This is a genomic window from Candidatus Nitrotoga sp. BS (assembly GCF_927797785.1).
In the GTDB taxonomy this organism is placed as follows: domain Bacteria; phylum Pseudomonadota; class Gammaproteobacteria; order Burkholderiales; family Gallionellaceae; genus Nitrotoga.
In genome coordinates this window covers 21,719-34,833 of record NZ_CAKMLL010000061.1, presented here as the reverse complement: position 1 = coordinate 34,833, position 13,115 = coordinate 21,719, and the positions used below count along the sequence as shown (strand labels likewise).

Genomic DNA, 13,115 nt, shown 5'->3' with positions numbered 1-13,115 from the left:
TAGGAATACTTCAGCATATTCGGGAGAACGGAATATTTTTATACGACCTCAGTTTCTACCACGACTCATTACGTGATTATAGCCATTCACATATTAGATTCGTTACGGGGCAGGGCGTTGAGGTAAGGCGACAGATCCATTTTGTATTGATCAAGCGACTGGACCCGTTACTATTGCCTTTGTTGAAATAATTAAGCGTAGAGCTACCCACTTTGGGCAAGGCAGAGATTAGAGAGTATATGGGCAGCCCGCAAACGCAGAAAAATCTATCCGCACTGATGTTGGGCGCAATTGGTGTCGTGTATGGCGACATTGGCACCAGCCCCCTTTATGCCTTGAAGGAAACCTTCGCTGGGCATCATCCTCTGCCAGTCATTGAGGCCAATGTCCTTGGTGTACTCTCGATAATGTTCTGGACCATCATGCTGTTGGTGTCACTGAAATACGTGATCATTATTATGCGAGCCGACAATCATGGTGAGGGGGGGTCATTGGCTTTGCTGGCCTTGGTTAGCGAATTGTATTCCGACAAACCCAAATCCAAGTGGTTGTTCGCAATGCTGGGTGTATTTGCTGCTGCATTATTTTTTGGCGATAGCATGATTACACCGGCCATTTCAGTGCTATCAGCCGTCGAAGGTCTGAATATTATTGCGCCCCAACTAAATAGCTTTGTGCTGCCGATCACTATTATGGTGCTCACCGCATTGTTCTTTGTTCAGAAACGCGGCACTGGTGCGATGGGAATGGCATTCGGTCCCATCATGATCCTTTGGTTCTTAGTCTTGGGCGTTCTAGGTGTTTTATCGATCGCGCAAAGTCCGCATGTACTTTTGGCACTCAATCCTGTTTATGCCTACCAATTTCTTGTGCTTGACCCTTGGCTTTCATTTCTGACTCTCGGCTCAGTCGTGCTTGCCGTTACGGGTGGCGAAGCTTTGTATACCGACATGGGACACTTTGGACGGTTTCCAATTAGGCTAACCTGGTTCTCCTTTGTACTGCCTGCGCTGGTATTCAATTACTTCGGGCAAGGTGCACTGTTGCTAAACAACCCACAAGCTATCAAAAGTCCATTCTTTCTTCTGGCTCCTGAGTGGGCCATAATTCCAATGGTCTTGCTTGCAACTGCGGCAACAGTGATTGCTTCACAGGCAGTGATATCAGGTGCATTTTCAGTTGCAAGTCAATCAGTGCAGATGGGTTTTTTGCCTAGAATGGAAATCCGCCAAACTTCTAGTAAAGCGCATGGTCAGATTTACGTCCCCTTTACTAATTGGACGCTGTATCTGGCAGTGATTTATTTGGTCCTCACCTTTCAAAGCTCCAGCAATCTGGCGGCAGCCTACGGCATTGCAGTTACCGGAACGATGATGATCGACACAATGCTGATTGCTTTTGTGCTTGTTGCTTGGCGTTGGTCCCCATGGCTGGTTATTCCTCTGATAGGCACATTTCTTTGCGTTGACTTGGCCTATTTTGCGGCCAATGCCATAAAGATTCCGCAAGGTGGCTGGTTCCCGTTGGGTATCGCTCTCGTTTCATTTGTTGTCCTCACCACTTGGAAGCGCGGAAGAAAGTTGTTGTTCGAAGTGATTGCCCGTCGATCGATCCCTGTTCAGACCATTGTGGATTATGTGGGCGATGTCAACCGGGCACACGGAACCGCTGTTTTCCTGGTTGGCGTTAATGAGGGGGCACCTGCCGCATTACTACACAACCTGAAACACAATCAAGTGCTGCATGAACGCAATGTTTTGCTTTCCGTCATTATTGAAGACAAACCTTTTGTTACGAAGGGTAACCGCCTGTTAATTAATGACTTGGGCAAGGGCTTTTATCGGGTGAGGGTTTTTTACGGATTCATGCAAACACCCGATGTACCTGCCGCTTTGGATTTATGTGCGCCATTGGGGATGACATTTGACATGATGGATACAACTTTCTTTACGTCTCGCGCTTTGATTGTTTCAGCGTCGACTCCTGGCATGATGAAATGGCGTGAATGGATATTTATTATGATGTCCAAGAACGCGATGAATGCGACGGAGTTTTATAAAATCCCAACGAATCGGGTTGTTGAAATGGGTACTCGTATTGAAATATAGTTTCCAAAATATCCCTGTCGAGTCGATTCTGGCGTGGTATGACCGTCAATGAATCAATGGCATCTACCATTGAATTTGCAGATAACGACCGTCAATTGATAAGCGTGGCATATGTCACTGAAGGGGTGTGGTTCCTGAATAATGGGTCCAGATACGCGACCCATTATCTACTTAAAAACAATTTGTTACACCGGATGTGGAAGAGGTGTTATAAAAGGATACTGATTGAAACTGGCGACTTCAGCAACACTAAATTTCTTTAGGCCTGACTTTAACAATAGGGGAGTTGCGATCGCCCGGAGTTAAGTAAATTAATGCATCAGTATCAGGATAGTAAAGTTTTTTAACTTCCTGCCACAAAAAAATTTGTGGAGAACGAACTGAAAATTCAGGAAAGGTTTTTCAATAACAGCCGTTTGCTGGCAGGTACTAAATAGTTGCCAAGAATCAACAGGCAATTGTGGCATAGCCTTATTTATTCTGCTTACTTAGAATCTGCATATTGACAGTTGTTAAAAGATTCAATTGATTCTTATCTAGCGATACAGCTTCAAACTGTACCACTGTACCCTTGCGTACGTCACTGATCGTGGCACGCTTTCCATTTACTGTGACTTTTGTCCTTAAAGGGGTATATGCATAGGTCACTCCTCCAATCACCATTGTGCTTGCATCTGCGTGGATTTCACCCACCCTGCCACTCTGCCAGACAGAATCTTTTGGCGTGGCCGAGGCGACGTTTGCCGACTGGGGTGTGCCAATCTGCATCCTGGCATGCGCCAAGCTACCGAAACAAATGACTGAAAAAAATATCGCAACAAGCTGTTTCATCACTTATCCTCCTATTGAAAAATATGCCGCCGTCTCAAACAATATGGTATGGACGGCAGTGGGTTAAATCAACATCCGGCACGCCTGCGACGGTCAGATCAAAGTGGACAAAAAGCAATAATCACCCACAGAAACGAGTCGATCGCTCCAACAAAACCATTACCGTTTGCGGTGAGCTTGTCGAACCGCTGATCCCGCGCCGATGCTGGCCTTCGCAAGCTCAATCCGAACGGAATATTTGTAATTGTTTTAACAGAACTATTTGCCAATATCTCTTGACTATTTTCCCCAGCACTCGGCTATTGTGCCTGCGCTATTTCCTTGTGCCCCAGTATTATCCAGTGTGTAGGTGCCGCATGCATCACCAGTCATGACGCCAGTAGGTGCCGCACTAAGCGCAAAAGTTTGGGCTGCACCAGACGTTTCGGTGATGTTGTATTTTGCTGTCCCGGCTTTTGGTGAAGTTGCGTATGGCAACACGATAGCATTGCCTGCACTGTCTAGGTCATAGCGATTAGCCGTAGTGTAATTCTGTTCAAGAAACTGAATGGTCTCCAGTAATATAGCGCGTACCTCCGCCCGGTTTGCACGTAACACATACTGCGTGTAACTGGGGTAAGCAATCGCAGAGATAATGCCGATGATTGCCACCGTGACCATCAGTTCAACCAGCGTAAACCCGGCGGGCTGGCGTTTAAGTATTGCCAGCATCGTAAACCGTGCAGGTGTAACCCTATCGGCGTGACTCTCAATCTTATGTGCTCGCATGGAACCCTCCCCGTTTATTGCAAAATTTCCCGCCAGTTGACGCGGCCACCAGACAAGGAACCGAAATTAATCAATGGTGTACTTAATATGCCGTTGGTCAGTGAGGCAATACCAATCCCGACCGAACCACCTGTTCCGCCCGAACCACCTGTTCCGCCCGAACTACCTGTCCCGGCCGAACCACCTGCTGCTGCCTTGATAAACGTCGTACCTCCGATGGCGGCGCCGATCTTTAATCCACCGAAGTCCTTATCTGCATCACTAAAAACACCATCGTGATTCCCGTCAAACACCAGAAAGCCAGGCTGAGCTCCGGTCAGACTATCCACCGCCATCAACCAACCCGTCCCCCCGGATTCGCATGGTACCGTGGAAGGAATCAAGGTATTAAAGAAAAACTTACCGCTCTCCAGTTTGGAGACACCGGTCAGACGCTCCCCTGAAGCAGGAAGGTCGAGGAGCCACCCCTTCTTTGTTGACCAATCAATCAACGCACCTGATATCGTGCGCTTCCCAGTTGGATCAAGCATGGTACGCACTTCCAACGCGCTCGCCAGCACTGTGCCTGAAGCACTATCGCGTACGCCATATATCGTTTGCGTTGCGGTAGTTGCGTTGTCTGTCAGTTCCAGATATTTGCCCGTCCCAAATAACACCATGTTACCGCCGTATGGATGAGTGAACACTACGGGGGGGGTCGTAACCGGCTTGGTTGTTCCGCTACTGAACAAGAGTGAGGCGACGGGGGTGGAGGGGGTACTGATATCAAACCGCCACATATTACCCAGCAGATCGCCCGCGTAGGCAACATCTACCATGCCATCCCCATCACTATCGTAAGGTACGGGTGTCGACAAACCATTGTTGGGTCCACCATCCGCCACCACTTTAAAGAAATCGCCCGAGGTAACCCAACTGCCATCAATCCCCTTTTCAATGTTCAGCAGATACAACACCGCCTGGCCACTCGTGCTGTTGTAACCATTGCCGACGACTGCTGCCCAATTACCGTTTTGCAGCTTGACGATCTGCTTGGCCTGACTATTACCCGAATCCTGTGGTGGCAGGTTATACGCGTAGCCCATATCGGTGTCATCGGCATCGGTGAATTCCCATAACAGCAAATCTGCTGCATTGCCAGTGCTGAAGGTGGGTGCAGACATACTGGACAGATTGGGATTGGTGATATCGAGCGCAAAATAACCCTTGCCGCCGCTGTTCATATTGCCGATCAACACGGTGCGCCACTTGTCTACGCTACTGCCTGTCAGTGACGGCAAATACACATCGGCTGACATGGGTGTGCCATCTACCATATAGCGATGGTTCTGGTTATAGGTTTGAGCAGTGAGCTGGCTCAGGGAGCCAAACATTTGCGAAGGTACATAGGCAATCACCTCGTTTCCCCCTGTGGAAACCGGGTCTCCGCCGCTATCAAGTTGCGCATCGAAGCCATGCAACATACCATCGTTTGCCCCTACATATACCACCGGTTTACGACTCAAATACCGCGCACGAAAAGCAGCATAGCCAGGGTAATCGACATCCGAATAACCGGCTTTGGGTGCGCCTACATAAAGCGGGCCGGAATTGACGATATCGCCAAGGACGCTGCCAGTCACGGTTGACGAGTTACGAACACGGAACTGCCCCGCCGAGTTACCTTCATTGGATGTCTCACCACGCAGGTAATTCAGGCGAGCCGAACCCAGTCCATCGTCGACATTAAGATTGTTAGTGTTGAGCAAGGTTTGCTGGCTAGTGGGTGAGCCAGACGTCAGGTTTGCCCATTCGAAACTCACTCCGCCAGCCGCCCCCTTGGTCAGGATGATCCGGCTAGCGGGTGACATAGCATCGAGCTTGGGTGCAGCATCCCATTTTTCCGTCAAAACCACCGAGCCACCGCTGGTGTCGAGGCGGAGCGAAAGCAATTGCCCGCTCCAGTCCGTCGTTTGAAATTTAGCCTGGAAGATATAATTGTCGATCTGAAGATTCGCCGTATTGGTGGCAACCGCAGCGGCAGATCCCGTTTTCGCAAGAATGTCGGTGAAGATTCTGCTGAATGTGGAATTCAGCGAGGCACGGTCGTTCGCAAAAAAAGCCGAGAACGTGCCGCCCGCGACTGCCATTTGATCGAGCGGATTGGGTGGGTTGCTGACGAAATAATTATTGGTAAATTCCGGCAAGGCAAAACCGATGACATAAGTTTCGACTGGACGCGCACCACCTTTCAAATTAGTCACTGCGGCAACCGCGTTTACCACCTCACTCGCCGAAAATGGTTGGCCAACGCCGTAAGTAACGGCTCCACCGGACGCGGTTCGGCTAGGTAATCCATTGGTCAATAATACGACGAAATCGTGGCCACACGCAGCTATGGGTGCCGCCTGCGCCCCGCCTTGAGTGGCAGTAAAGTTCGTGGTGGCACCATTAAAGTAATCCTTGGCTGTCCTGAATGTTCCGGTAATGGGAGACAAACCCGCATTTATCAGGGGCGCGTTAGGATTCGTAGGGGTATTTCCACCTGAAATGGCGGTAGGGTTGTCGTTCCAAGTACAAACATTTGCGACACGAGTACAAGTGGGCACTACACTTGTTGCCAGCTTTACATTAAGCTTACCTGCTTGAACCGCATCCAGGTTTACGATCGGTGCATGCAAATAGCCCAAACCTGGGCTGCCATTGGCAAACCAAGTCGGCCCCTGATCAGAAGATGTTAGTACTTGGCCAAAGTCGTCAATGTTTTGTGCAAAATCACTCTCTGTCGGGCCAAAAATTGCATTGAACTGAAACGCACTATACCCTGCACCAGCTGCGCCCGGTGCGGCATCAGATGTACCTGTCTTGGTACCGTAGCAAGCAAAACTTGTATGGTCACCCGGAAAGGTGGGCGTGGTTGCCCCAACCGGGCCTGAATAACAAAAACTGTTACCCTGCGGCGTTGCCGTGTAATAAGGTAGATTGACGTTGTAATACACGCAATCAACCTGAATACCACCGCTCGTTGTGCATGCCCCTGCCGCATTAGGACTGCTGGAGTTGGGGATTTTAAATTTTTTATGGGTTGCGCTATCTCTTGCACCCGTCCAGGCTGGATCATAATTGGCTGGGTTAAAGCTGGCATCGTAAGGGCTTTGATTCAGCCACTGATGCACCACACCGCTCTGCTGGTATGCCATCAAACCCATATTGATTCGTCCGGTGTAATTCGCAATCAACTCCCTGGCTGCCACACGTGCGATCTCTGATTTACTGGTTGAGCTGTTGCTACCCACAGCCAGGCCGGTGGGGTCTTCATCCATAGCGTTTGAATTACTAAAAATCAGCAGCACATTGGCTTTTGTCGCAGAAAGAACAAACAGAGGGGTCTGGCTTATGAATAATGTGCCACTTGCCACTCCGTAATGGCCTACAGAAAAAGTGGCTAACAGCAACAGCGTCAATGGTTTGCGTTTAAAAGTCATTATGAAATGCACTCCTTTGAATAAGTTGTTAATAACAACCTCTATGGTTGCCCAGGCTTGTCCAGTAATCCCCAGCCACATGGTGTAATACGGAATGGAATCACTTGTTCTCCATGCGACCACTCTGCTGATCGACATGCTTTCTCCGGGAAGCGGGACGGAAGCGAAATAAGTTCGATGATGTAACCTTGCCGGGGATGATTTTCATAGTTCTATTCCTCGATTAAACGGAACTGCTATGACCTGAGTACTTCTTGCAACCACACCACCGTGTTAGCGTTCGCACCTTGCGCACGCACGGTGATGCGGTAGTAATAAACGGTTGTACCTGTTTCACTTTTCTCGATTCCTTCGATAATGTAACGCGGCTGCGCCGAAAGCTCGCCAATAGGTGTTGCCCCCGTATTGGCGCCATATGCAACGCTGGGGGCAGCCGTCATGTTGACCACGCTCCAGACGGGGGTGGTATTCCAGTTTGTTCCATTAGCACTTCCTGTGAGTCCGTTGTAACACAGGCCAGCAGTGCAGGTTGAGTTGAAGTTGGTCAATCCGGAAATTACCGGTGCCCGGGTAATGCCTGTACCTCCGCGAATATCCCGCTCGGCATCACGCAAAGCCATTTCGGCTGCCTGCATGGCTATGGAGCGATCCCGCATATTGCCCGACATGCGCTCTTCAAGACTGGACATGCGCGCCGCCGTGACGGAAATTAGAGTTAGCACTACTAGGAAAATTAACCCGGTAATCAAGGCGATACCATGCTGGTGATTGGCGGGACGAGTATTGTAGCGTTGATTTATCATGGGCTTAAGGCGCAGCAGCGACACGGTTACGCAGGTTGTAGGTGGCCACAAAACTGCGGTGTAAGCGCAGATCCCCGGCAGCTGCTGTGGTAAAGGCTGCGGCTCCTGTTGCGGTGCCCAGCGCACCCGCACAGTTAAGATAGCTCTGCCGTGAGGTGGTCAAGTTGTTATTGGCCGATTGAATCAGCACACAAACGCGCGCGGTCACGACATTCGGCCATTGTGCCGCAGTGGGCGCGGCCACATATAAATCAGCTGACCGATATCCTGTGCTCCCCGAAACGTCGGTATCTATGCCGTAAATCACCTGAAAATCCTGGACATTTTCAACCAGTGGTTGCACTCCTCCTACAACGCCTCCTACACTGCCAGTACATCGCAGATCGGTTCCCGCGATGTCAAATGCGTTGCTTACCACTGCGCCTAATGCAGCTTGACCGCCAGTACAGTTACGGGCTATCCATGAGCCTGGTGCCGGAGTGGGAACAAATTCTTCGCTACCCGCATAAAATTGCACGGTTAGCGTATCAGGCGTCGCCAAGGCGCCATTGACTCCGCCAATAGCAATACATACACCCGCCACATTACATTGCGCTGTGGTTGCCGTTTTGTTGAAATTCATCTCCGCATTTGTGCCCGCCTGCCTGATACTGCGGCCAATCATTTCCAGCGCATATCTACCCGATTCCTGAATGCGGGCGTTATCTTCTTGAACCCGATAGGTCTGCTGACTACCGATAAAAATAGAACCAACACCAAGCAATACAACCATGCCCAACGTAAGCGCGATCATGAATTCCACTAGCGAAAATCCTGCCTGATGCTTGGATAGGCTAGGTTGAGACGTTTCGTTGTGGGTCGAAGACAAAAACATGCTGTTTCTCACGGTGTGATACTCGTCACAAAGGAACGTGTAATGACCCCTCCCAAAACTTTTTCAGTCCACGTAACGGTAATGTTGAATACCCAGGTGCCTGTGGCTGCGGTACACCCCGCAGCAGCAGGACCGTCTGCACACACGACGGTTCCATTGCCGTTAGGTAACAAGGCTGCATTAGCCGCGTTCCACTGACGATGGTCGGAAATGGCCATATTTTCAGGGGTGCAAGCCGCAGTAAAGCAATCGGGATTTCCAACCGGGAGGTTTATCGCCAAATTGTTGTAACTATAACCATGAAGCGGTCCCGCACCAGCCAGATTGGCGCGCAACCGATCGGCGATGTCGTACGCCTGCTGGGTGGCAATGCCGCGATAGTAGGCAGTCTGGTTGTTGCGCAGGCTGGCAGCTTGCAACCCCGCCAGACCGAGCAGGCCAAGAGAAAGAACGACGATCGCCACCATGATTTCCAGGAGGGTAAAGCCAGATTGTGTTTTGATCAGGGGCATGCTGTGGTTCCTGTGGTGGTAGATACTCGACCTTGCACACTCACAGCAATGGCACGCCCACTTGCTGTACCACGAACGTCACAAAGGCGGAAAGTGTCAGCGTTGCCAGAAAAACCGGAGTTTAGATACGTAACGCGTTGTAGCCCAGCCGTGCGTAGCGTATTACCATTTTCAAGCGGCTGCCGCACTTGCAGCACCGTTTCGCCTGCGTCTGCCGCTGCATTGTTATTGGGATTAATAAATACCAGCCAGCCCGTATCCCAATTAACTACAGCCGCACCCGAACAGGCGGTATTGCTTGCGCGGCTGCATACTGAAACCCGAACACCGCGCTTGATGGCTTCACTTCTGGCGAAATTGAGCGATGTGACCAGGTCATTCGTTTGACCGACCAGGCGACTGTCCTGCACAAACGTAATGAAGCTGGGAACAGCGATTGACAGCAAAATCGTCAAGATTGCGACCGTAACCAGCAATTCGATCAGAGTGAACCCCGTTTGACCACGCAATGTATCGTCTCTTCGGTTACCCAATTTTGGGAGTTTGTTTTCCATAGCTCATTCGATAGACAGATTTGAATTAAATCCCCACTTTGCTTTGACCACCGGTCGCCTTGCCAGAATGTACGGGCAGTCCATTAGGTTGCTCTGGCTTGACTCACCACACGCTTACTATCGGCACTGATATCATCGACTTTAATTCAACCAAGCCTTATTGCAAACTTCCGCTGACCGATAGCCTGTTTGTTAGGATAAGCGGCAATTCTGGGCCATTTTATTGACTCATGACGTACTTATGATCGGCACAGGGGCAAGATACGCTCCATCTACTTCCATCGGTAAACGCCGTGTATAGGTGTGTCGAGCTCCATCCGAATAGGAGAAGTACCAGGCGGTTTGGATGACATAAAAGGTGAGCGCCACATCAACGCGGTGCACGGTGAGTGGTAGGAGCTGAGGTAATATGAGTCGATTTTTGGAGCGTCTGCAGTTGAGAATGATGCTGACTTGGGATCTGCTCTTGGCGAAAAGTGAATCCATTCATCCTTCGACTGGTTCAGGTTGATCGGATTAACTTCTTCTACGGGAGGTTGGTAGTTGATTACCTATTTTGTTTCACATGAGCCATACCTATATACGCTTAAGTACGGATATATTGGGACTGAATATAGAAAGGGCATCTCTAAAAATCGCAATTCAGCGAGCCGCCGCTTTGCGGTTTGCCTGCTTACCTCGTTCCGTCACAATACGGCACTACTCGAAAAAATCATCGCTTACATATCAACCATATGCTGCGCTCAAATTTTTTACTAACGCCTTGTCTTGCATAGAAACTTGAATTCTTAGAGGTACTCTAAACTTGAGTTTAAGTATCTCAGTCCTTTAAAGAAATTTCCTGCACAGCCTGCTGTGCGGGAATTGCGGATGCCGAATTATTCGCAACCAACTGTTTTTATTGGCTCTCATCCCATAAATCTTTACTATTCATATTGCGCGGCTGCACTAGTCCAAAATGTTTGTAAGCATTGGTGGTCGCCACCCTTCCGCGGGATGTGCGTTGCAAGTAGCCCTGTTGGATCAAATAAGGCTCCAACACATCCTCAATGGTATCGCGCTCCTCGCCGATGGCAGCGGCAAGGTTGTCTACGCCCACCGGGCCACCGCTAAACTTTTCGATCACGGTCAACAATAATTTTCTATCCATCAGATCCAATCCCTGCACATCCACGTCGAGCATAGTCAGCGCGGCATCTGCCACTTCGCGCGTAGCTTCGCCCTGCGCCCTTACTTCGGCAAAATCACGCACGCGGCGTAGCAAACGATTTGCAATACGTGGTGTACCGCGTGAACGCTTTGCAATTTCCAGGGCTCCTTCAGACGAGATCGGCAATTCCAGTAAACCGGATGATCGCGTCACGATGCGCTGCAATTCACTGGCGGTGTAAAATTCTAGACGCGCCACGATACCAAAACGGTCGCGCAAGGGGTTGGTCAACATACCGGCGCGAGTGGTTGCTCCAACTAGAGTGAACGGTGGCAAGTCCAGCTTTACTGAACGCGCTGCGGGGCCTTCGCCGATCATGATGTCGATCTGATAATCCTCGAGCGCGGGATACAAAATTTCTTCCACCACCGGTGACAGACGGTGGATTTCATCGATAAACAAAACATCGTTCGGCTCGAGATTGGTTAACAGGGCAGCGAGGTCGCCGGCACGTTCTAAAACTGGCCCGGAAGTTTGGCGCATGTTGACACCCATTTCACGTGCGATGATATGCGCCAAAGTAGTCTTGCCCAGCCCCGGCGGGCCAAACAGTAGCACATGGTCAAGTGGCTCCTTACGTTTGCGAGCGGCTTCAATAAAAATTTCAAGCTGTCCGCGTATTTTTTCCTGACCAATATATTCGTCCAGATGCTTAGGGCGTAATGCTCGCTCTTGCATTTCCTCCTGCGAAGAGACCGGAACGGGAGAAATAATACGATCGACCGCAGTCAAATTATCGTTTTGGATCATGCTTTGGATAATAGCTTAAGTGCTTGGCGGATGCCGTCCGCGACGTTTGCATCGGCGGCCAATTGTTTGGCTGCCCAATCCGCCTCCTTCCCGCTGTAGCCCAACGCCAATAGCGCGTTAGTGATGTCGTTGCAATGTGGCTTCCCAATTCCACTCACGCCATCCGACATAGACACGACGAACTTATCTTGCAGCTCCAATAGCAGACGCTCGGCGGTCTTCTTGCCAACCCCTGGGATTCGGGTCAACTGCCCCACCTCCTTACTCGCCACAGCAAGGGCAAGATCTTTCAAACTCAAGCCAGACAGCACTGACAGCGCCAATTTCGGCCCCACGCCACTAATTTTTAACAAGTGACGAAACGCCACGCGTTCGTCTTCAGAGGAAAAACCATAGAGCAAATGTGCATCCTCACGAACAATAAGTTGAGTATATAGAACCACCCGTTCATGCAGTACGGGCAGGTTATAGAAGGTGCTCATCGGTACATTCACCTCATACCCCACGCCTTGAATATCCAACAAAATTTGCGGCGGATTTTTTTCCAACAAAATGCCTGTCAAACGCCCTATCATGTTTCCCTTGTTAATCTTTCTCGGCTAATTGTGCAAGCGCGATAATTATTGCATTAGAAAAATTTCGATCACGTTTATTCTGTGGCTGGAGAAAGTGATCATGCTTTTTATCTTAATCTGCCATTTCGCATGCGCAAGCCCTTGGTTGCCAACTGACCCAGCCCCATGCCAGCGTGTGCGTGACAAATCGCACAAGCCAGCGCGTCCGCAGCATCCGAGCTGGGGGAAGTAGACAATTCCAGCAGTCGCTGTACCATATTTTGCACCTGCTCTTTCTTCGCATGGCCGTTGCCTACCACTGCCTGCTTCACTTGCAATGCTGTGTATTCTGCAACCGGCAGGCTAGCCAGAACCGCAGCGCAAATCGCCGCACCACGCGCCTGCCCCAGCAGCAAGGTGGATTGCGGATTGACGTTGACGAATACTTTCTCTACCGCTACCAGCTGCGGCTGATGCGTCTCAATCACCTCACGCAATGAATTGAGAATGACTTTAAGTCGTTCAGGCAGCTCGCCTACGGGCGTTTTGATACAACCGCTGGCAACATAAATGAGTTTTTGCCCCACTTTGTCCAGCACGCCAAATCCGGTAATGCGCAGACCAGGGTCTATACCTAAAATGCGTGAAGCAGAAGAAAGATTCATCGGTGCAGGGAAGACTTACCCT

The 13,115-nt window shown here is 50.1% G+C and carries 11 protein-coding genes; 1 reads left to right on the top strand and 10 read right to left on the bottom strand.

Annotation, left to right across the window (positions count from 1 at the left end):
- The first annotated feature begins 239 nt into the window (after positions 1-239).
- A complete protein-coding gene (locus MJ769_RS06960) occupies positions 240-2,108 on the top strand; it encodes a potassium transporter Kup (RefSeq protein WP_239235608.1) in 1,869 nt (622 codons plus the stop codon).
- A gap of 471 nt (positions 2,109-2,579) precedes the next feature.
- Here the strand turns inward: MJ769_RS06960 and MJ769_RS06955 are convergent, their stop codons facing one another.
- The 10 genes from MJ769_RS06955 to ruvC form a co-directional block, all read right to left on the bottom strand.
- Positions 2,580-2,939 carry a hypothetical protein gene (locus tag MJ769_RS06955; protein WP_239235601.1) on the bottom strand — a complete coding sequence of 120 codons (360 nt, stop codon included), beginning with the start codon at positions 2,937-2,939 and terminating at the stop codon, positions 2,580-2,582.
- Between the two features lie 279 nt (positions 2,940-3,218).
- Positions 3,219-3,707 carry a type IV pilin protein gene (locus tag MJ769_RS06950; RefSeq protein WP_305854694.1) on the bottom strand — a complete coding sequence of 163 codons (489 nt, stop codon included), beginning with the start codon at positions 3,705-3,707 and terminating at the stop codon, positions 3,219-3,221.
- A 14-nt stretch (positions 3,708-3,721) separates the two neighbouring features.
- Positions 3,722-7,309, bottom strand: a complete 3,588-nt coding sequence (locus tag MJ769_RS06945; RefSeq protein ID WP_239235600.1) for a pilus assembly protein — start codon at positions 7,307-7,309, stop codon at positions 3,722-3,724.
- A gap of 98 nt (positions 7,310-7,407) precedes the next feature.
- Positions 7,408-7,974 (bottom strand): pilus assembly PilX family protein, encoded by a 567-nt coding sequence (locus MJ769_RS06940; RefSeq protein WP_239235598.1) that lies wholly within the window; start codon positions 7,972-7,974, stop codon positions 7,408-7,410.
- A 4-nt stretch (positions 7,975-7,978) separates the two neighbouring features.
- Positions 7,979-8,848 (bottom strand): PilW family protein, encoded by an 870-nt coding sequence (locus tag MJ769_RS06935; RefSeq protein ID WP_239235596.1) that lies wholly within the window; start codon positions 8,846-8,848, stop codon positions 7,979-7,981.
- Positions 8,849-8,856: 8 nt separating this feature from the next.
- Positions 8,857-9,360, bottom strand: coding sequence for a type IV pilus modification protein PilV (gene pilV, locus MJ769_RS06930; protein ID WP_239235594.1), 504 nt, complete (start codon positions 9,358-9,360; stop codon positions 8,857-8,859).
- Positions 9,351-9,914, bottom strand: coding sequence for a GspH/FimT family pseudopilin (locus tag MJ769_RS06925; protein WP_239235593.1), 564 nt, complete (start codon positions 9,912-9,914; stop codon positions 9,351-9,353). The genes pilV and MJ769_RS06925 overlap by 10 nt, the downstream gene beginning before the upstream one ends.
- A gap of 898 nt (positions 9,915-10,812) precedes the next feature.
- Positions 10,813-11,874: a Holliday junction branch migration DNA helicase RuvB gene (gene ruvB / locus MJ769_RS06920; protein WP_239235591.1), complete on the bottom strand. Its 1,062-nt coding sequence runs from the start codon at positions 11,872-11,874 to the stop codon at positions 10,813-10,815.
- Positions 11,871-12,449 carry a Holliday junction branch migration protein RuvA gene (ruvA, locus tag MJ769_RS06915; RefSeq protein ID WP_239235590.1) on the bottom strand — a complete coding sequence of 193 codons (579 nt, stop codon included), beginning with the start codon at positions 12,447-12,449 and terminating at the stop codon, positions 11,871-11,873. The genes ruvB and ruvA overlap by 4 nt, the downstream gene beginning before the upstream one ends.
- Before the next feature lie 107 nt (positions 12,450-12,556).
- Entirely contained in the window at positions 12,557-13,093 is a 537-nt protein-coding gene (gene ruvC / locus MJ769_RS06910; RefSeq protein ID WP_239235589.1) for a crossover junction endodeoxyribonuclease RuvC, read from the bottom strand.
- Between the last annotated feature and the right edge of the window lie 22 nt (positions 13,094-13,115).